The sequence below is a fragment of the Nitrospira sp. genome (assembly GCA_029194675.1).
GTDB lineage: Bacteria > Nitrospirota > Nitrospiria > Nitrospirales > Nitrospiraceae > Nitrospira_D.
On the sequence record JARFXP010000001.1, the window covers coordinates 761,616 to 781,941 of the forward strand.

Consider the following 20,326-nt stretch of genomic DNA (forward strand, 5'->3'; position numbering starts at 1 on the left):
TGTCATAATGAACACCCTGCTGCTTTGGCCCGATCGAGGACGGCGCCGCCAAAATACTGAGCATAGAAATAGGAACACGAATATATCTGGTTTCTACACGAGCATCTCAAGGTATCCCGCCCCGTCGCTGGTCAGGCCTGTCTTCTTACTTGCAGCCAACCGTTGAACCCCTCGAACGGATTTGCAACCGAGTAAGGGCAGGTGATCGCAAAGAGTCTGCCGGTCAGCATGCTGCTATACAAATGAGGCAGTTTAGTCGTATCGATACCATTCTGCTACAGCGCCATGTAGGATTAATCATTCGCGGTTTCATGAGAGAAATTTCCTAACCTACTGATTCATCAAAGGTCTGTGTTTCATCTTGCGAATAAGGCAGAACGGCATTACCTTTGCTGAATGTCTCCGGTAAGTGCCCATTGAGTGGCACACACTTTTATAACTTTCATACAGGGGGTATCTCATAATGAAGAGCATGTTGATGGCAGTCATGGCAGTGGCAGTGGCAGTGACGTTCAGCGCACCAGCGTTTGCCAGTGGTGATGAGAAGAAGCAAGAGAAGAAGAGCGGCCACGTGGTTGTGTACGGTGAAGAGAAGAAGAAGGACGAGAAGGGCGGAAAGGTCGACGAGACCTTCAGTGATAAGAAGAAGGAAGAGAAGGGCAAGTAAGACTCAGCTTCGTAAAGCTGGGATGGGGGGCTTTCTACGCCGTAGGAAGCCCCCTTTCTGTTCGTTTCATGGAGCAGAGCCTCGCTCCCCTCATCCAGCCCTCTAAGAAGTAACAAATTCGGGCCAAGTTGTACGATTCTGACAGTGACCCGGCGAGCCTCATCCTGCTGATCGTCCTGGCAATCCCTTTTCATCTCTTGTAGTTCCACGTACTTCTGTGGGAATATTTCCATGCTGACATCGGTACAAACTTTGCGGATAGACTTCCAAACGGACTGCCACAACCAAGGAGTTCGGCATGGAGCTACCGAGATCGATGACCAGCCAGTATCGTTGGCTTCTGATCCGTTTGTTTCCGCTCGTTATTACAGCGTGCGCTTCACCTGATTCTGATTCCGCGCCAACCAGTGGAACGGCCACGCTTTCGTGGGATGCGAGCGCAGGACCGGACCTTGAAGGATACAAGATCTATCAGGCAACGGCCTCAGGGGGGTATGGTGCACCGATTGCTACCGTGACCATGGACTTCACGAGTTACACCGTAACTAGTCTGGAAGCCAGCACTACCCATTTCTTCGCAGTCACCGCGTACAATTCGGATGGGGCCGAAAGTTCCTTCTCAAACGAAGTGAGCAAGACTATCCGCTAATCAACCATCGCTGAACCTCGAGTCCAGACTTTTCCAGCGTTCGTCCCTTGACCCTCACTCTCCGAGAACTGTATAACCACTGACTCCAGGAAGTGCTGAGACGAAAGTGCTAAGTCCTGAGACGAAACTCCCTCCTTGCCCATCGTCTTCAAGCTAGCCCTTTAACTCAGAAGTCACACCTCAGCACTGGTTCGGCATGCGCCCGTAGCTCAATGGATAGAGCACCAGACTACGGATCTGGGGGTTACAGGTTCAAGTCCTGTCGGGCGCACCAAACCTACTGGCTTCTCCTTGGTTACCAAGACCTCCGGCTTGCCTTATTTTCACTCGGCACCTCCTTGTATGTACCTCTGTCAAGTATTCGGTCTTCTGCATGATTCACAACGACCATGCTTTCGGAGAACGATCTCCTGACCCGCATTGAGGTCAAGACCGCGGTGGCAAAGGACGTCGCCGTCCGTCAGCGCAACAATCAACCCGGATTCCGCAGTAGAGATCCGATTAGGGGGAGGCCCCAGACATCTGGTGTGATGGTTGGATCGTAGGCATGGAGGGATTGGGGGCGCGAGCGAGGGCGTGATCCTCGTTCTTGGCTGCACTCAAGTCCCAGTCCAACTGCGCCGCAATGGGCAGCCCCTCGGAAAGCGTGCGCAGGCGCTGGAGCAACTCGGACCGTTCCTCAGGGGGCACCGCGAACCGGACCCGCAGCCGTCGGGCGTCGGGGATCAGATCCGCCCCGACCAGGAAGACCAGATCTCGCACGGCTCGCAGCCGCCGCTCAAACCAGCCCGAGGGCAGAACCGTCTCGCGAAAGCCCATGAGCAGATTGTAGAGGACGCAGCCCGTGCGGAAGGCCGCATCGGTGGCCTCGAACGACTGGAGACAGAACGTGTCGAGACTCAAGTCCTCCTTCAGTTCCTTGATCCGGTTCTCACTGTCGGCTCGGCCCGCGTACATTCGGGTGACCAGTTCTGCGGCGAAGGGGACACTGGTGACGAAGACGCGGTACGTATAGCCCGGACACTCGATCAGCCGCCGCCCACTCGCATCGGGGCGATCCGTCAGCGTCTGGCGCAGACACACGAACCGCCGTGGCTGTCCGTGCCAGGCTAGCAACGTGGCCATCATGTCGGCGACCGCGATGCCCCGCGCGACGGGCCGCCAGTCGGCTTCCGGAATCCGGTGAATCACCACTTTGCGCACCAGCGGGGTGAGCCGCGCCACGATGATGTACGGCAAGTCCCGGGTTTCCAAGCAGTGCAAGAAGGCCGTGACAAAAAAGCCGGCATCGGCACGCACCAGGCCAATCTGGTGCCCGGCGGGCAATAGCGTCAGCGCTTGCGCCAGAAACTCCCGTGCGCCGTTGGCCGTCCCTGCATGGCCCGCCCGCAAGGTGGCCCACAAGAGCCGCCGACGCTCGCTCAACCACGCCACCAACGGATGATGGGAGGGGCGGCCACGCTTGATCGGGTTATGCCCCTTGAGACTCCCACCTTGCTCGCCATACCGACAGAACACGGTCGAATCCAAATCCAGCGTGTGGCCCAGCAGAATCGGTCGCATGGCCTTCAAGGAGAACCGCATCAGGGCCTCCGATACCTCGGTGGTCCGCCGGTACGTAAACCCACAGAAGAACCGCCGCAGCGTATCGGGCGAGGGAAACCGCGGCAGGCCCAGCAGCCGTGGCAACAGTGGATCCCGCCGATAGCGGGTCATGTGCGCAAAACGTTCAGCGCCCAGTGCCAGCCCATACCACCAGGCCAGCAGCACGTCCACGGTCGGAATCTGATTGTTGGAGGTCTTCGCAAAGGGGATCAGCAGCGGAGCAAGTGCCGCGCGCAGCCCGATCAATTCGAAATACAGCCGCAGTAGAATCGCACCGGCCCAGACGGTGATCGGATGGTCCGTGAAGGCAAAGCGAATCTTCGGATAGAGCGGTGATGCGGGAGCTGGACGGACGCGCATGCCAACCTCCTCTGTGGACAGGAGAATTTGGCCGCCTACTCTACATCAAAACCACTCTACTGCGGAATCCGGGATCAATACAGCGTGGGCGAGTTGCTGCTCGCGATTCTCTACTCCATGATCTGGGGTCTGGAGCGAATCGAGACTACCATGTTGCAAGCCCATGACATGTTTCGTCGCCTGAGCGGCCTGCCGACCTACCCCGATCCCAGCACGTTGCGGCAGTCCTTGTTGCGCATGGCCCAGCCAGCCGCTGATGCTGTTCAATCTTGGGAAGTACCACTATCAAGTGCTCACCACTAACCTCATGCTGCAGCCACTGAACCTCTGGTGCTTGCACAATTGTTGCGCGGGCGTCGAGCGGATCATCCGCGATCTTAAAGAGGATTACTCCTTGGGAAAAATTTCCAGTCGGCTCTTTGTGGCGAATGAAACCTACGTTTGATGAATAATGTTAACTCCCCATGCCTTTCTGCCTGGGGCAGAACGAATCTCGCACTGGGATTGTCCCGAAGCATCACCTCGTCCGTCCAATGAACAACGAGTTGTGGCTGCGTGAATGCGAGGGTGATGCCGAGTGGTATGGTTTCACATGTTTGGCATAAGAACGAACGAGCAGGTTGTTGTTATCAGATCAATGTGAAGGACAGAGTCCGCCTCACAGGCACTGCTGAGGAGCCCTGGTCTTCTTCACAAAGAGGCGGTCCATGGTGGAAGTTTTGTTTGCAATAGAGGCTTTGTATCGATTGGCGAAAGCCGGCAGCCCCGTTTCGCTTTCGCTCTCCGACAAGAAACAGTGGCCCGTGTCTGATCAGGTGACCAACCGACCAATGGTTCAGAAACCAATGCTCGTTCACGTACAATCGCCCAGGCTGTGACCAAACAGATCACACCACTCGTCCTCATTTTAGGAGTCTCCGTCCTGTTGATGTCCTCGGATTGTGCCGCAGGGCCTGGGGATTCACCCAACCCGTCTGGCAGAACACTCGATAGCGTACGTTCGGGAAAGACCGGTGAACGGACAGGACGCTCCGGCCTAGACAATACGCCGGCTGGCGGCACATTGCCGGGAGGGACAGTGCGGGTGACACGTTGCCTGGTGGGACTCTTCCGGGTGGAACAGTCCCGGGAGGAACATTTCCCAATAAGACCTTGCCAGGAGGAACGGTGCCTGGTGGCATGGTGCCGGGCGGCACGCTACCAGGTGGCACAGTGCAAAGTAAGAAACTACCCAGCGAATAGCCCTGATACAACGGACAGCCGTGTCATGTGAAATGAATTCCTGCGGGTTTTATCTATCCGCAGCACCGCGATTGAGCGGACTTTGAGGTCGAGCGCTTCTCCGCCCCACAGCTATTTGCGATCTTCCTGTTCTTCGGCATCGCTTGTATCGACGAATGTTCCCCACCGAGCTCCACGCTGATGCGCGGAAAGGACGAAGGGAAACCGTTCGTGGTGAGCATTGAATAGCAGCAGCGCGTCCTGGTCTGTCAGGTGGATGAGCCTTGTGTCTTGCTCTCATGCCTAGCCATCGCGGCGGATCCCACACTCGACAGGATTTCATTAAGCTGAAGAATCTCCATTACGCCGCGAAGCAAAGTTTGATCGAAAAAAGATACCGCACTTCCGATGTGCGTTCATGGCTCACACCCGTCGGGTGGAAAAGAGAATATTGAAATGCGAACCGAGTTCCGGCGATGATCGGCACATTGTCGATAACAGAAGGAGGACCTATCATGAATTGGGAAGCGCCCTCATGTGTGGAAATAAAAATGGACGCCGAGATCGGTTCGTACCAAGATGATTTTCGAGACGACCCCGACGCGAAGGAACGATCGACGGAGGAGCCGAGGAGCACCACCCGTCAAGGATAGCCAAGAATGGCAATAGGGTGGATGTGATGATCCTTCGGGTTCTAGGGTCGGCTGCTGGAGGTGGATTCCCACAGTGGAACTGCGCCTGTGTGAATTGCAGAGGCCTGCGGAACGGGCTGGTCGTCGCAAGCTCTCGGACAGAGGAATCCATCAGTCTCAGCGCAGACGGGGATAACTGGTTTCTCATCAACGCCTCTCCGAACATTCGGGCTCAGATCGAAAGCTTCGGCCCCCTCCATCCTCGTCAATCACGTTCTACGCCGATCCAAGCCATCTTCTTGACCAACGGAGATCTGGACCACTGTCTGGGACTCCTCTCGCTTCGGGAGAATCATCGGCTTGTTCTGTATGCGACCGACTCCGTGCGCCGAGGATTCACCGAAGGCAATGTCTTGTATCGGACGCTCCAGCGTTTCGCCGAACAGGTCACCTGGCGGACCTTGAAGCTCGATGTTGAGGAACAAGTGTTACATGCGGATGGAGGACCGTCTGGGCTGACGGTGACAGCCGTGGCAGTTCCGGGGAAGCTTCCAATCCATTTGGAGGGACTCGTTTCCTCCTGTGAGGCGGACGTGAATGTGGGGCTTCGCTTTCGCCAATCGTCCGACGGGGGAGTGCTGGCCTATTTTCCCGCTGTCGGTCGGATCACGCCCTCAGTTCTCAACGCGCTCGAGGGAGCCGGTTGCGTCATGTTCGACGGGACGTTTTGGTCGAGCGATGAACTGTCCGCCCCGGGATTTCTTGAAAAATCGGCGGAAGATCTCGCACATTGTCCTGTCGGTGGACCGGGAGGAAGCCTTTCGATGCTCTCGAAGATTGTCGCTTCTCGCCGGGTGTTCATCCACATCAACAACACCAATCCGATGTTACGGGAGGATTCTCACGAACGAAAACTCGTCGAGACGACAGGATGGGAGGTCGCATGGGACGGAATGGAGATCCTATTGTGACGATGAAGGAAGATCGCCGTCGGGATCGGCTCTCACAGGACGCCTTTATCGAATGGCTCAAGCGGGAAGGCTCTCGTCGCTACCATGACCGCCATCCGTTCCATGAGCTGATGCATGACGGGAATTTGACCAAGACACAGCTCCAACAGTGGGTACTGAACCGCTACTACTATCAAACGCGGATTCCCATCAAGGATGCCCTCATTGTTTCGAAATCCGAGGACCCGGCTTTTCGGCGGATGTGGCTCCGTCGCATCCGAGACCATGACGGCGAACAGGAAGGAGAAGGCGGACTCGCCCTATGGCTTGAGTTGGCACGAGGCGTAGGCCTCAACGCAGACGAGGTGGGGAGTTTCCGATCCGTCCTCCCGGGAGTCAGGGTCGCGTGCGACGACTATGTCCGGTTCGTCCGCGAGGCTCCGCTTCTCGAGGCCGTGGCCTCCTCGCTTACGGAATTGTTTGCGCCTTCCCTCATGGCGCGCCGCCTCGAAGCGTGGAGGCAACATTATCCCTGGGTGTGCTCGAAGTCCCTGGAGTATTTTCAGTTGCGCATCTCTCGTGCAACTCTCGATTCGAACCAGGCCGTCGAATTTGTCGTTCAGCACGCGACCACTTATTCCCTTCAAGAAAGTTGCGTGAAAGCCTTGGTCAAGAAGGCCGATATTTTGTGGACCATGCTCGACCACCTCTCTTTGGCGTATGTTGAGACGGGATCGCAACGGAAGCAAACTGCTCATGACTCTCGCCACAGTCAGACCTCGGCTTAGTCCAAAAGTACGCCTTCGATTCGATCGGCGTACCGGTCGTCACCTGCTCTTGTACCCTGAGAGGGGACTCGAACTGAACGACACGGCCACGGCAATTGTGCGTCTTTGCACGGGTGAATGGACGATCGAGGATATGGTGGATCATCTCACCCGAGCCTATGATAACGGGTCTCCCGATGAGATCAAGCGAGAGGTCTGCAAGTTTCTGGATGTCCTCGCCGATCGCGGCCTGCTTCAACGCCTGTCATGAATCACGAGCATCGCCCTTATACATTGATTGCCGAACTCACCTACCGGTGTCCGCTTCACTGCCCCTACTGTTCGAATCCGTTGGACCTTGCAGAGCATGGGAGCGAAATCGGCACTGACACATGGCTTCGGGTGTTTCATGAAGCCGAAGAACTCGGCGTGGTTCAACTCAACCTCACGGGAGGCGAGCCGTTATTGAGAGATGATCTGGACTTGCTCATCGAGGGGGCCGGCAAGCTCGACCTCTATACAAATCTCATTACGAGCGGAATTCCGCTCACGCCCGAGCGACTCTCTCGACTTCGCACACTTGGGCTGAATAGCGTGCAAGTGTCAATCCAAAGTACGAGATCGTCCGTTTCGGACCGAATCGCCGGAGCACCGTCGTTTAACCGCAAGCTCGATGTCATGCAGTGGGTCACATCGCTCGGACTTCCATTGACCATGAACGTCGTGCTCCATCGAGAGAACATCTTTGAAGTCGAAGAGTTCATCGCCCTGGCTGAACGCGTTTCCGCCGATCGGCTCGAGTTGGCGAATACGCAGTATCTTGGATGGGCATTGAAGAATCGCGTCGCGCTCCTCCCCACTCGGGAACAGGTCGAGCGGGCGCGAACCGTTGCGGCTGAGGCCAAAGCACGCCTTCGTGGAAGAATGGAGGTGCTCTTCGTCACGCCCGACTATTACACCGAGTACCCCAAATCCTGCATGGAAGGATGGGGCCGCCGGTTCATCGTGATCAATCCGGAAGGGCTCGCGTTGCCCTGCCATCTGGCGCATACGATACCGGGATTGCGTTTCGAGCATGTCGCGCAGCGCAGGCTCGCGGATATCTGGCACCATTCAGCGGGATTCAACCGATTTCGTGGCGACGATTGGCTGCCCGAGCCTTGTAGCACTTGTGAGCGCCGCGCCGTGGACTTCGGAGGTTGTCGCTGTCAAGCGTTTCATGTCATGGGAGATGCCGGCATGACCGACCCTGTCTGCTCTCTCGCTCCCGGCCATGACCACATTGAGTCGGCCAGAGCTCAGGCTAGTCGCACGACCGAAATCCCTGTTCTGTTCGATTATCGGACCGGTCGGGGGTGCTCTTCGCGATGATCCGACGTATTGCCCGGGGTTTACCCGCTCTCTTCGTTCTTCTATTATGGTATTGCTGGGATAGTGGATCTGTAATCGCGAGGAGATCATCATGAGGTCAAACCGCGTGCGAAAAGGCACAGTCATGAATCGTGTTGTCGTGGCGGTCTGTGCTTCGCTGATCCTGTGCTTCATCGGGAACCGGATCGAAGCCGGCTCTCTTCCACTCGATACGATCAAACTTCCTCCTGGTTTTACCATCGCCGTCTACGCGGACAATGTTCCGAATGCGCGGGGTATGACGCTCGGGCAGGACGGCACCCTCTTCGTCGGCACACAGGAAAAAGGCGATGTCTATGCTGTGCTGGACAAGAACGGCGATCAGCGCGCCGACGAAGTGCTGACGATCGCTCGCGGGTTGCACATGCCGGTGGGCGTGGCCTATCGAAAGGGCTCGCTGTACGTGTCCGCCGTCGATCGCATCCTGCGGTTCGACAATGTCGATACACGATTGAAAGATGTGCCGCCACCGGTGGTCATCCCGCACCGCTTGCCCAAAGAGACCAGTCACGGGTGGAAATTTATCGCCTTTGGGCCGGACGGAAAACTCTACGTGCCGGTGGGAGCCCCCTGCAATATCTGTGAACCAGATCCCGATCGCTACGCCCTCATCGGCAGGCTCAATCCGGACGGGAGCGAGTACGAGATCGTCGCGCGTGGGGTCCGAAACTCAGTCGGCTTCGATTGGGACCCGACCACTCATGACTTATGGTTCACCGACAATGGTCGGGATCATCTCGGTGACAATCAACCGCCGGACGAACTCAACCATGCGGCGAAGCCAGGGCAGCACTTCGGCTATCCCTACTGCCATGGGGGAACGATTGCGGATCCTGAGTACGGCCGCAGACATGCTTGCCGGGAATTCACGGCACCTGCCGCCAATCTGGGTCCTCACGTCGCCTCCCTGGGCATGCGTTTTTACACCGGCACCATGTTTCCCAAGGAATATCGGAATCAAATCTTTATCGCCGAACATGGGTCTTGGAATCGGAGCGAGAAAATCGGATATCGGATCACGCTGGTGTCACGAGATGAGCAGGGGCGAACCCGATATTCGGTCTTTGCAGCAGGATGGCTTCAAGGCCAAAAGGAATGGGGCCGCCCTGCCGACGTCCTCGTCATGCCGGATGGTGCCCTGCTGGTCTCAGACGATTCGGCCGGGGCGATCTACCGAATCACCTACAGCGAACCCTAATCGCCATCGCAGCGCAATCAAAGAGATTTCCAAGGCAGATTGCAGTGTCGGTCGAGCCAAGGGCTGGTTCGTTGATAGAAGGTTTCATGGGAGTCGGCTGCTCTCGAATTGATCGCCCGCTCATGATATTCGTCACGTCCTGCCTGCGATCAAACTCGATAGCGTAGAAACAGATGACCGCTCTTGGACCGTTTCACGGATAGCAGGGTTCCCCAGATTGCCTGCTTGGGGATCAACTCAAGCGGGCCGGAAAAAGCCGGCCGCTCTCCCGTCCGGCTTCGCCCGACGATTTGAGGGGCCATGGTGAGAAACAATTCGTCGAGCAGCGATTGTTCCAGGAAAGCTGAAAACAACGTCGGCCCTCCTTCGTGGAGGAAAAGCTTCACTCCATACTCGGCATGGAGCAGCGCAACCATATCTGATGGATCGAGCGCCGCGTCGCCTGGAAGTACGTGGACCGTAGCCGGTAACGTGGCTCCGTATTTTTGATGCAAACGCGCGGCGCCTTGTTCGGTCGTCAGCACGAGGCTCCGGATCTCTTCATGTCTAAACAATGGTTCGTCCAGGTCGACACGGCCTCTGCCGCTCACGACGACATTCAGAGGATGGAGAGAGTCCTTACCCACATGTTTGCGAAGTGCGTGAAACTCCGTCTCGAATGCGGGACACACGCAGCCCGCAGTCCAAACATGCTCGGGCGCGTTCCGAAAGGTATCTTCTCCGAACACGACCGCGTCGGCATAGGCGCGTAACATCCCCATGATGAACGCATCCTCTTCATTGCTCCCACTGATCTCCGCGCCTCCCGATTTACCTGGAATCTTCAGTGAGACAATACCGTCCAATGTCTGTACGAAGTTGCCGAAGATCAGCGGTCTGCTCGATGAATTGCTGAAGAACAATTCTCCATCATACGCTTCGCGCAGGATCTTCGTCAGACAGGGAGAGGGTTGAGCTCCGCTTCCATCGTATAGCGTTCTAATGTCCAACATCCCTCCAGAGTGAGGCCAGGCTGCAGATGTACCCTATTGAGCCCCGGCGCGGTTGCTATCAGTACTAGGATTTTTCGGAGTAGTAGACCCGCCGGTCATGGAGATCTCGAGCCTATGTCCTCTGGTTACCTAGGAATCTCACAACATGACCTTGCAGCGTGACGACAAAGCGGTGGAAGGTCAAGTCCGCAGCAGGTTGGCTGATTTTGGCTCTGGATGGGTTCGTTGCCATCAACAAGCAAGCGGAAGTGTAAAGCCGCTCCAGCACTAAACGGCAAAGGCACGAGCGATAACGATGATTGATGGATTCACACAGACCGACAGATAAAGCATGCTCACAAGTTCGGCTGATCTTCGCCAGGGAGATCGTCACTGGACACTGTGCCGCCCGGCACCGTTCCGCCGGGAAGCGTGCCGCCCGGTACCGTCTCATTTGGGAAGGTCCCGCCCGGCAATGTCCCGCCTGGAACAGGGCCCCCCGGAACCGTGCCGCCGGGAAGAGTACCGCCGGACAGGGTTCCGCCGGGCACTGTGCCTCCCGGTAAGGTACCCCCTTCTGGCGTGTTGTCCAACCCAGCCATCTCAGGTTCCTTGAATCTCATCTCGCCCGATCGCACGTCGCCGGCTAGACCGGCCCGGGCAGCGGATGGTTCTTCGGCCCCCCATGCCGGGGCAGTCACCCATGCAGCGGACAGGCCGATCCCGAAACAAAGACCCACGCATCCATCAATGATCCATCGATCTGTGTTCGTTCGGTGATTCACTTTTCACCCCCGGTCAATACGACGAAAGGCGCAATCTGCTTCTACTTGATGGTATTTCGTCAGACCTCGTTTTTTGGGCCCTGTGACTCGATAAAATCTTTGGATCGCTTCAAGTCTCCTTCCATCCGTTGAGAGATCACGTCAACGACTGTTTCATTGCTCATACTTCTCGACGATCTCCGGCGGTCGGACCTGCGCCATGTCAGCATCTTGTCCGGCGGTCCGTAGCGCGCGTCGTTGACGAAGGAAATCCCAGCATTGATCGAGTTCCACTTGCAGAGCCCTCAACCAGCCTTGATCTTCCTCACTCGTGGTTTCGCGAGCCAGCATCTCATGCTCCTGGCCGACGAGTTCTTCGATACGATTGAGCACTGACTGATCGGTTGTTTTCTCATCCATTTCGACACCCGCGTCCGTTAAGGGTTCGTTTGCAACGAGTATTTCACTTGGCGCGACTTTTCCCGATGGGTCTGTAGAACCGGAAGAGTCGAGACGATCCACTGCTTGATGTCTTGATCCTGCATGGTCTTTACACAACATTCGAACTTCTCCACTCTATTGTACTGCCTGTAAGGGCGGATGAGGACTAGCAGATTCCCGAGAAATGAGCACAGAGATGTAGTTGTGCATGTATCCAGCATCTCCTGCTGGGCTACGTTCGTAGCCGATTTTGGCGGACAATCAGCACATGCTGTGGCTCAGAGCGGAGGTACTCAAGGTGTCGCACATGCCCATGCTCGATTCGCCTGTCAGTGGCAGCAGGGTGATGCGCGCGGTTGGCCTTCCCGGCGACGCCATGAGACCGCATGGTCATCAGGGAACACCGCCATACCGGACACTTCAGTGAGAATCAGGGAATTTCCGACTTCTCGGAGGCCCGTAAGAAGACCACCATGTGAAATAGGAAAGCGTTTCGCAAACAGTTTAGAACCAGAGATCCCTGTCGGTGAGAGAGGAAACGTCGTGGAACAATCGTTGACGGATCAAGTCGGCGTCACTGATGAGCAGGTTCGTGGTGCCATCCAGGAGAGACCACCCGATTGTACCTCGCCGGTCCACAGAGCATCGTCAGGTCGCTGGGATGGATTTAAACGTCGGCGATAGAAAGGTTTTTTGATGCACGTGAATCTGCGAGTTGGATAGAAGAATGGTCTTGTTTGACTGGAGAATACAATGGCTGGGAACCAAACCAACTTTGTCCTATTTATGACAACACCATGAGTGAACGGATACGGTTAACAATGCTTTGCGATCGAGACGGCCTAGATGTCGTCAACGAGTGGGTGCAGGCGACGCTCAACTCTGTCGGCAGGCTGTACAGAATCCAGCGCATTTTGCATCCCAGGCAGACTGGAAAGCACGTTTTGACCATAGCATTCGGGAACTGGCGACATTCATAGAATGTGGGTTAGATACCCATGGAGGTCATTCATGACCATCGAACTCGATCATACGATCCTGCCCGCGCGTGACAAGGAAAAGTCGGCGCGCTTTTTTGCCGACATTTTCGGCCTTCAATATGAACGGTCATCTGGACATTTCGCTCCTGTAAAGGTGAATGACAGGCTCACGCTCGATTTCGATCGGGATGGTGCGGAGGCGGTTAAGCTCGTCGGAGGCCTACGTCCACATGTGATGGTGATGGACATCAACATGTCGAGAATGAACGGAATCGATGCCACGACACACATCAAAACGCACTGGCCGGAGACGATAGTGATCGGGATCTCGGTCAATACCGGTGACGAGAACAGTGCCGCGATGAAGCGAGCCGGCGCGACCGCCGTCCTTCCGAAAGAAACGGTGGGCGACCAGTTGTATGCTGTAATCGTTCAGGAGACCGGCGTTTCCCTCGACAAGCTCACTCCACCACATTGATCGTCACTGAGGCTTACACTGCGTTGAGGGCTGCTCATATCCTTCAGAGAGACGTTCTCTCCCGCCATACCAGAGCGTCAGCCTTAGCAGCGTCAGCAAGAAGTACAAGGCTCAACGGCACAACCAGACGTACGGGAGGCTGAGGGTTGGGGATTGGAACGCCCTAAATCAGTACAGCGTCACGATGATGATCCCTGGTAACAAGCTGCCGGCGATACGTTCACCATGTTACAGTCATCGGGCAGCCAAAGAGACCTCGGCTCCGTCCCGCGCCGGTGAAAGAAAGATACAGCCAAGTCGTCCGCCGGTGCGCCGCAGTTTTGCTTGAGTGATGAATCTCAGCAAAAGCTAGGCGAAGAGTTGCCGCTATGCCATGATGTCATGGCGAGTATCTTGCAAGGTATCATAACCGACCCGGATCGAGAGGCTTCCCATGGCAGAGATTCTCATCTTGTGGATGTTGGGTTTGATTGTGATCGCCATCGCATGGGGAGTCACAGATAAACTGGCCGCTCCTATCAAAACTCTCGCCCAATCGTTGCAACCTCAGGAACGGAGCAAACGTTTGGAAATTATGGTCGCGAGTCTTTTAGCGTTAGTCGTCCTCTCGATCATGGTGGCCGCAGCGGATCGTAGTATGGAAGAAGGTGCAGGCCTGCCGACGCTCTTGATATGGGCCGGTGGCCTCTGGCTGATCCCATTTCGAGCTGACGCTGTGGGGCATTACTGGCTCTCTTCTCTAGCTATCGCCGTTATTCTGGCCTTATTCTGGCTGGTGAGCGCTTCCACTTCTTCAAGACGAACCCATGCCCAGACGGATGTCTCGACTCAGCAGGAACAGGACACTTCCACGAGCGTGACCGGTCTTGGGTTCCTCTTTTGGATTTTCTTGATCGGCCTCACTGTTGCTGCCATTGCTCGATACACATCTACGTGGCATGCCGCTGCTCTTAATTCATGAACTACGCCTTTCTTGTAAGCTAGTCGGCAGGATTCCTACTCGACCGCAACCAATTAGCACCCGTAGAGCCTCGGTCAGAATCGATTTCACGGATGCTGATCGACGGGACATTCTGTCACCGGCAAGGCAGGATGTTCAGGTCCTCGCCCCGCTTCGATCAATTCCAGCTAACCTCCTCTATCCCGATGCAGAAAGCTAGCACCTGCACTGCTTTTGCCATGAGTTCACGTCTATCGACGACCATTTCATTTCATTACCTTCGTCTCGATATTCCGTGGACCGGCAATCCATTCAGAGCGGGACTTCGAAGATCTGCTTTGGAAGCACATTCAGGGAATGCACGCTCTTGAATGATGTGGCAGCTACACTGATGGCATTGCCCCTTGCTTCTCCTCCGACAATCAACCATCCTCATGGTGGCCATATACCAACGGATCCCTGCTCGGCGGGCTAGTAGGCTCCCTTGAGCGCCACGCGCAGTGTATTTTGTCATACAGCTGGTAGCACGGACTGAATACGCACGATTCACGAGACATCGTTCAAGGTGTAGAATGATGCGATTATGACAAGCAGAGAAGGAGATCGTCCATGAATACCAAACCTTCCATCTTGCTGGCCGATGATCATGTCCTTGTCGCCCAGGGCATTCAAAAACTGTTGGAACCGGAATTCGAACTGCAGAGGATTGTTCCGGACGGCCGCGCGTTGCTCAAAGCCGTCGAAGAATGTCAGCCGGACGTGGTCATCGTCGATATTTCTCTCCCGCTGCTCAACGGATTGGATGCATCCCGTCAAATTTTGAAGCACCACCCCGCCGTCAAAGTCCTTATCCTGACGATGCACTCGGAGCAAAACTTCGTGACGGAAGCGCTCCGTATAGGAGTATCGGGCTATGTGTTGAAGCAGTCGGTCGGATCGGAATTGGTGCAGGCGCTCAAAGAAGTCTTGAACGGCAAGACGTTCGTTTCTCCGATCGTCGCCGACCGGGGGAAACATTCTCAGGCCGATGAGGACACTGAAGAAGCACCCGAAGGAGGATTTGCTCACACGCTCAGTTTACGACAGCGGGAAGTGCTGCAGCTCGTGGCCGAAGGGAAATCCATCAAAGAAGTGGCGGCCGTCCTGAACCTCTCGATCAAGACCGTCGAGTTTCACAAGACACGGATTATGAGGCAGCTCGGCATACGGTCGGCGGCTCAGCTGACGAAGTATGCAATCACGAACGGACTCATCGCCCTTCACTAGCCTGATAGACCGGTCGATCGATGTCCGTTCACAAGGCTGTCATGCCTGAAGCGAGCGCAACGCGAATCAAATCGGACGTGGTACGAACACCGAGCTTGCGGGTAATATTGCCTTTGTGGAATTCCACGGTCTTCATCGAAATGTTGAGTTCTTTGGCGATATCCTTGGTGGAAGTCCCGTCGGCAAGCATCGCAAGGATTTGCCGCTGTCGGTCGGTCAAGTTCGTCGTATAGCCTTCCGGTCGCGACCATTGACATTCCATCGCTTCACGAACTTCCACGTCAAGTTTGAAAGACACAAATCTTCGATTCGCCATGACGCTCTTGACCGCGGCATGGAGTTCGTCCGAGGCATCTTGCTTTAACACATAGCCCATGGCTCCCGCACGGAATCCCTCACTGACTGCAACAGCTTCGGTCAGCATCGTAAGAAAGATAATTCTAACCGTGGGCAAGATGTTTTTGAGTTGTCGAGCCGCTTCAAATCCGTTCATCCCCGGCATGTTGGCGTCAAGCAGCACGATATCCGGCTGCAACTTCTCGGCTTGCTCCAGCACTTGTTGCCCGGTCTGTGCGGTCCCTACCACCGAAAAGTCCGGCTCGAGTAATTGCTTCACGCTCTCTAAAACTAACGGGTGATCGTCGGCAAGCAAAATTCTAACGCTAGACATGACACTCCCTTTGCATGATACGGCCAACCTGTTTCCGCTCAACATCGCGTTCTAATGGTAGGTCTAAACTTCAAACACCTCTATCAATTATGGCAGCCGCTTCCGAAGAATCCGACTAGAGGTATCCCTAGCATTTCCGGGGGCACGACATTGGGTTACCGCAGAACGCCAGACAGCGCAGCGCGTTGAACTGCGTTGAGGCCGAGGCCGGCCTGGCCGTTACGGAAGCTTCCGAAGGTCACGGAGGCTATCATTGCGTGACTCCGGCTAACGGGCGCTCCCCGCACGCCGACCAGGCCGAGCGGGTACGTCATGCGATCGGTCTCGGCTCCTCTCGCGCGGAAGGCGGAATGTGCATCCCTGTGCGGGCAAGCAGTTCCTTTTGCAAGGCTTCGATATCCGCCTTTGCGCCTAACGCGAGCTCCTCAACCTTGCGTTCACTCTCAGGCCCCGGCACATGGGAAAACTCATGGCTGTCTTCATACGCCAGTTCTGTCGTGCCTGTGGCTCTGATCACCATGCCGGCAATCACCCCACCGACAACGGCAATGACAAGCGTCATCGCAATGCCCACGAGTTGGACGCCGACAACACTCGGAACGACGACGATCGCAGTGAGTCCGCCTAGGAGCCCCGGCATCCCATGCAGATTGTGCACGCCACAGGTATCGATCAGTTTGATTTTCGATTCCAGGATGGGCTGAATAAAGACGAACCCGATCACCGAGAGCGCACCGGCAAGCAATCCGATACCAAACGCACCAGTGGGACTCACGAGATTACAGGTCGAGCCGATGGAGACCCCACCCGCCAACGCCGCATTGGCCATATCCACCATCGAGGTTTTTCCATGATGAAAATGTGTGCTGAGAAAATAGGTGGCAAGCGTGGCCCCGCTGAGAGCAAGAACCGTATTCACGATGGTTTGGGGCATTTGCTCGAACGGCACAATCGCGGTGGCAAAACTCGGCCAAAACAGCCACAGGACCATGGAACCGAGCATCGCGAACCGATCAGACGTCGGATCGGATTCGATCGGTTGACTACGTTGCTCCGCAGTCGTCAGAACCAGCGACGCGGCCAATCCGAAATAAGCCCCGAACGCATGGATGATGATCGAACCTGCCGAGTCCTGAAACCCTTTCGTGAGCCCCGAGCCATTGTCCAACACCAAGTATTCGTTCAGCGCATAGAGTGGTATTAATACCAGCGTGAGTAACGCGTATTGAAACACGCGTAATCTCCCGAGCACCGCTCCCATCGCGATCAGCGCCGTCGCCACCGAAAATTCGGCCAGCATCAGCGTCTCGACCGAATGGGCCTGTATCGCATGCCCCACCATCCCGTTGGCGCGCAAAAATATGTAGAGGGGCAATCCGGTTGCGACGAGGAGATAGGTACCGGTCGTTGCCCCGAAGCCATACCGTCGGACGAACACCATGAGAAATCCGAAGCCGACCAACAACATGGCCAGGATGTGAATCGAGTAATTGTATTGTGCGACCAAGCGTGCCTCATTGACGGCACCCGCCGGTTCTTCGGCACCGACCCAACTCGTGACGCACAAGAGAAACAGACTTGCTGCGCTGAGCATCTTCACCCAGAAGCTGTTCTGCATTGAGTCCTCCTTGGACAGTAGGAGTGAATGGGGGGCTATAGGGGTGGCAGTGTACTCCACTAGCAAGCGCCCTTGTCAAACCCCACCTAAGGCTTACTCACAGGGGCAGCAACTAAAATAGTAGCCTCAATCAGTCGGCAGGAAACTAGAGAACAACCACGAAGTAAGCGATAAACCAAACAAAGTACCGGTTTCAGAGCTGAACGCTGTGGCGTGCAAGCAACGGGTCAAACGGGTCAGTGGCCAGTGTGTAATTCGTCATTACGGAAGGCAGGTAGTCGCTTGTCCCATAGTGGGGCGCGTCCGGTAACGCTCGTACACCGTAAACTACCACCGTCCAAACCGTTCACCGCGTCTTCTGTTCAACCACACCAGATCGACGCCGTCCCACCCCACTTCAATCGCCTTCTTCGCCGCACCATTTATTTACGGCCCGCTAGACAGCAGACCTTCACTGAGTATAATGGCATTCAGTTCGTACGTACGATCGGACTTCTGGCAGCGCCTGAACCTGCGCAGACAACTCAGTAAAGGATCATTCATGTCGAATACGTTGAAACAGGTGCTCACAATTGCCGGCTCGGATTCAGGCGGAGGCGCAGGTATCCAGGCGGACATCAAAGCCATGTCCGCCAACGGTGTCTTCGCCATGTCCGTCATCACGGCCATCACGGCTCAGAACACCGAGGAAGTGACGGATGTCTTCGAATTACCTCCGGCCATCATTGCGTCGCAACTCGATGCAGTCTTCGACGATTTCGACGTTGCGGCGGTGAAGACCGGAATGCTGTCCTCGGCAGCCATCGTCGAGGTGATCGTGAAGATGTTGAAACCTCAAAATGTCGTGAATCTGGTTGTGGACCCCGTGATGATCTCCAAGAGCGGTCATTCCCTCTTGCGGCCGGACGCCATCGAGGCCGTCAAGACGAAGTTGCTCCCGCTTGCCTTGGTCGTGACGCCGAACGTGCATGAGGCCCAACAGCTTTCAGGGATTGAAATCGCCTCGTTGGCCGACGCTCGACGAGCAGCCAAAGTGATTCATGGCTTCGGATGCAGGCATGTCCTGATCAAAGGCGGACATCTGCTCAATGAGCGGGCGACCGATCTGCTCTATGACGGACGATTTTTCAACGTCTTGAAGGGAGAGTTCATCGAGACCCGCCATACTCATGGCACCGGCTGTACGTTCGCCTCAGCATTGGCGGCTCATCTTGCACGAGGGCGATCCGTTTTGGATTCCGCGCAAGCCGCCAAATCCTACGTGACGGAAGCGATCCGGCATGGATTGGCCATCGGCCATGGACAAGGCCCGACAGATCATTTTTATTTCCTGGAGCGATAACAACAGGCCAATGTTCACACGAACTATTCCCCCTCTCGTGTTTTGCATCACGGGTTTCAGCTGGCTGGTGCTGGCTTCGATTGTCGGCATGGCGACCCTGATCGGGCTGGTCCACGGGACCCCTTTGCCGTCATGGGTCAGGGCGCTCCATGTCCATGCAGTCCTGGTCGGCGGTATAACGCAGATCATTCTCGGCGGATTTCTCTTGCTCATCCCTTCGCCGAATTCGGCAAACCGAAAGGAAGCAGACTCACATCCTCTCACATTCTGGGCAATGAACGGCGGCCTGATTGCAATGCTCGTGGGGTTCTGGTTGCATCAGTACCTGGTCGTGGGTGTGGGCGGCTTCGTGGTGATTGCCGCGTTTCTTTCCGTCATCTACACCGTTTGGATCCGTGCGAGTAGGACTTGGAAGTTCTCATTCAAAGAATCTTGGTACTACGCGCTTTCCCTCTTCTGCCTTGTCGCCGGGTCGGCCTTCGGAGAAATCATGGCACTCGGTTTCGTTCAGGAATCCCATGGCTATGTGCGGCTCGCGCACATTCATCTGGTGGTGCTCGGCTTTGTGGTCTTGGCCATCGTCGGGATGGTGCAGCATCTCCTGCCGACGGTTTGGAACCGTCCGCGCTTGAGCCCCAAGCTTGCCCAAGCAGGAACGATCGTGATGCCGATAGGCATGGCCCTCTTAATCGGTGGATTCTTGAACTCATCCGTCCCGATTGAGCTGGCCGGCGGCGCCATATTTTTCATGGGTGGGATCCTCTGGACCGGCAGCCTGTTTCGAACGTGGCTCTTCTCAACTCATACCGGCAGCGCCGCCTCGGACCATCTCTTCGTCAGCGCTTTCTTTCTCATCTTTACCGTCATTCTAGGCATACTTGTCGGAGCAAATAACCTCTCCAGTCCACCAGTGCTACCCTATGGCAAACTCCACCTTGTGGCCTACACGCACATGGTATTCGTCGGCTTCATCATGAACGCCATCATGGGCGCGTTCTCTTACCTGATTCCAATCACCCTTGCGACCGATCGCACTTCAAGTCATAAGAAGCGAGGGCCCTATCTTGACCAACTCACGACCATGATGAACCGATGGAGTAGCGTTCAAATCGTCACCCTCAACCTAGGAACCATGGGACTCGGCATCTTGGCGACACTGAGCTGGAATGTGCCGTTGACATCCCTCTACATCCTGGTTGCAAGCTGGATCAGCCTAACCCTCTTGACGACCGGCTTGGTCATCTTTTCGGTCAGGCTCACCTCGATTATCGCCAGGAAGCCGGTCCAGCTTCGGACAGGACAGATCTCCACCGACGAACTCAAGCTCACCGCCTGAACGTCTGACTGGGCTGTCCCTCTTCCTGACCTCAGACACCGATTCTGATACAATCCCGTCC

The 20,326-nt window shown here is 55.8% G+C and carries 20 protein-coding genes and 1 tRNA gene; 15 read left to right on the forward strand and 6 right to left on the reverse strand.

What is annotated here, in order from left to right:
* Positions 1-463: 463 nt before the first annotated feature.
* The 3 genes from P0120_03550 to P0120_03560 all read left to right on the forward strand — a co-directional run bounded on the left by P0120_03550 (position 464) and on the right by P0120_03560 (position 1,590).
* Positions 464-667: a hypothetical protein gene (locus tag P0120_03550; protein MDF0673409.1), complete on the forward strand. Its 204-nt coding sequence runs from the start codon at positions 464-466 to the stop codon at positions 665-667.
* Between the two features lie 298 nt (positions 668-965).
* Positions 966-1,316 (forward strand): fibronectin type III domain-containing protein, encoded by a 351-nt coding sequence (locus tag P0120_03555; protein ID MDF0673410.1) that lies wholly within the window; start codon positions 966-968, stop codon positions 1,314-1,316.
* Between the two features lie 198 nt (positions 1,317-1,514).
* Positions 1,515-1,590, forward strand: a tRNA-Arg gene (locus tag P0120_03560).
* A gap of 227 nt (positions 1,591-1,817) precedes the next feature.
* On the opposite strand, the gene P0120_03565 is transcribed toward P0120_03560, so the two are convergent.
* Entirely contained in the window at positions 1,818-3,281 is a 1,464-nt protein-coding gene (locus P0120_03565) for an IS1380 family transposase (GenBank protein ID MDF0673411.1), read from the reverse strand.
* 27 nt (positions 3,282-3,308) lie between these two features.
* Between P0120_03565 and P0120_03570 the strand changes: the two genes are divergently transcribed.
* From P0120_03570 to P0120_03600, 7 genes are all read left to right on the forward strand, one after another.
* Positions 3,309-3,584, forward strand: coding sequence for a hypothetical protein (locus tag P0120_03570; GenBank protein ID MDF0673412.1), 276 nt, complete (start codon positions 3,309-3,311; stop codon positions 3,582-3,584).
* Between the two features lie 1,433 nt (positions 3,585-5,017).
* Entirely contained in the window at positions 5,018-5,155 is a 138-nt protein-coding gene (locus P0120_03575; protein ID MDF0673413.1) for a hypothetical protein, read from the forward strand.
* 26 nt (positions 5,156-5,181) lie between these two features.
* Positions 5,182-6,105, forward strand: coding sequence for a pyrroloquinoline quinone biosynthesis protein PqqB (gene pqqB / locus P0120_03580; protein MDF0673414.1), 924 nt, complete (start codon positions 5,182-5,184; stop codon positions 6,103-6,105).
* Complete coding sequence (gene pqqC / locus P0120_03585) at positions 6,078-6,872, forward strand: pyrroloquinoline-quinone synthase PqqC (GenBank protein MDF0673415.1); 795 nt, start codon at positions 6,078-6,080, stop codon at positions 6,870-6,872. The genes pqqB and pqqC overlap by 28 nt, the downstream gene beginning before the upstream one ends.
* Positions 6,841-7,122: a pyrroloquinoline quinone biosynthesis peptide chaperone PqqD gene (gene pqqD, locus P0120_03590; protein MDF0673416.1), complete on the forward strand. Its 282-nt coding sequence runs from the start codon at positions 6,841-6,843 to the stop codon at positions 7,120-7,122. Before pqqC ends, pqqD begins: the two co-directional genes overlap by 32 nt.
* Positions 7,119-8,222: a pyrroloquinoline quinone biosynthesis protein PqqE gene (gene pqqE, locus P0120_03595; protein MDF0673417.1), complete on the forward strand. Its 1,104-nt coding sequence runs from the start codon at positions 7,119-7,121 to the stop codon at positions 8,220-8,222. Before pqqD ends, pqqE begins: the two co-directional genes overlap by 4 nt.
* Before the next feature lie 91 nt (positions 8,223-8,313).
* Positions 8,314-9,459: a sorbosone dehydrogenase family protein gene (locus P0120_03600; GenBank protein MDF0673418.1), complete on the forward strand. Its 1,146-nt coding sequence runs from the start codon at positions 8,314-8,316 to the stop codon at positions 9,457-9,459.
* Positions 9,460-9,608: 149 nt separating this feature from the next.
* Here the strand turns inward: P0120_03600 and P0120_03605 are convergent, their stop codons facing one another.
* The 3 genes from P0120_03605 to P0120_03615 form a co-directional block, all read right to left on the reverse strand.
* Positions 9,609-10,451 (reverse strand): dihydrofolate reductase family protein, encoded by an 843-nt coding sequence (locus tag P0120_03605; protein ID MDF0673419.1) that lies wholly within the window; start codon positions 10,449-10,451, stop codon positions 9,609-9,611.
* Positions 10,452-10,786: 335 nt separating this feature from the next.
* Positions 10,787-11,170: a hypothetical protein gene (locus P0120_03610; protein MDF0673420.1), complete on the reverse strand. Its 384-nt coding sequence runs from the start codon at positions 11,168-11,170 to the stop codon at positions 10,787-10,789.
* Between the two features lie 198 nt (positions 11,171-11,368).
* Positions 11,369-11,755 (reverse strand): DUF2630 family protein, encoded by a 387-nt coding sequence (locus P0120_03615; protein ID MDF0673421.1) that lies wholly within the window; start codon positions 11,753-11,755, stop codon positions 11,369-11,371.
* An 891-nt stretch (positions 11,756-12,646) separates the two neighbouring features.
* On the opposite strand from P0120_03615, the gene P0120_03620 reads away from it, so the two are divergent.
* The 3 genes from P0120_03620 (at position 12,647) to P0120_03630 (ending at position 15,299) form a co-directional block, all read left to right on the forward strand.
* Positions 12,647-13,093 carry a response regulator gene (locus tag P0120_03620; protein MDF0673422.1) on the forward strand — a complete coding sequence of 149 codons (447 nt, stop codon included), beginning with the start codon at positions 12,647-12,649 and terminating at the stop codon, positions 13,091-13,093.
* Positions 13,094-13,526: 433 nt separating this feature from the next.
* A complete protein-coding gene (locus P0120_03625) occupies positions 13,527-14,054 on the forward strand; it encodes a hypothetical protein (protein ID MDF0673423.1) in 528 nt (175 codons plus the stop codon).
* Positions 14,055-14,642: 588 nt separating this feature from the next.
* Positions 14,643-15,299 (forward strand): response regulator transcription factor, encoded by a 657-nt coding sequence (locus tag P0120_03630; protein MDF0673424.1) that lies wholly within the window; start codon positions 14,643-14,645, stop codon positions 15,297-15,299.
* Between the two features lie 28 nt (positions 15,300-15,327).
* Here P0120_03630 and P0120_03635 read toward each other — a convergent pair whose 3' ends face one another.
* The gene (locus P0120_03635; protein MDF0673425.1) at positions 15,328-15,969 is read right to left on the reverse strand and encodes a response regulator transcription factor; all 642 of its coding nucleotides are present in this window, start codon (positions 15,967-15,969) and stop codon (positions 15,328-15,330) included.
* Between the two features lie 310 nt (positions 15,970-16,279).
* Positions 16,280-17,587 carry a hypothetical protein gene (locus P0120_03640; protein MDF0673426.1) on the reverse strand — a complete coding sequence of 436 codons (1,308 nt, stop codon included), beginning with the start codon at positions 17,585-17,587 and terminating at the stop codon, positions 16,280-16,282.
* Between the two features lie 541 nt (positions 17,588-18,128).
* Between P0120_03640 and thiD the strand changes: the two genes are divergently transcribed.
* Positions 18,129-18,929 carry a bifunctional hydroxymethylpyrimidine kinase/phosphomethylpyrimidine kinase gene (thiD, locus tag P0120_03645; GenBank protein ID MDF0673427.1) on the forward strand — a complete coding sequence of 267 codons (801 nt, stop codon included), beginning with the start codon at positions 18,129-18,131 and terminating at the stop codon, positions 18,927-18,929.
* A complete protein-coding gene (locus tag P0120_03650) occupies positions 18,868-20,265 on the forward strand; it encodes a hypothetical protein (protein ID MDF0673428.1) in 1,398 nt (465 codons plus the stop codon). Before thiD ends, P0120_03650 begins: the two co-directional genes overlap by 62 nt.
* The last annotated feature ends 61 nt before the right edge of the window (positions 20,266-20,326 follow it).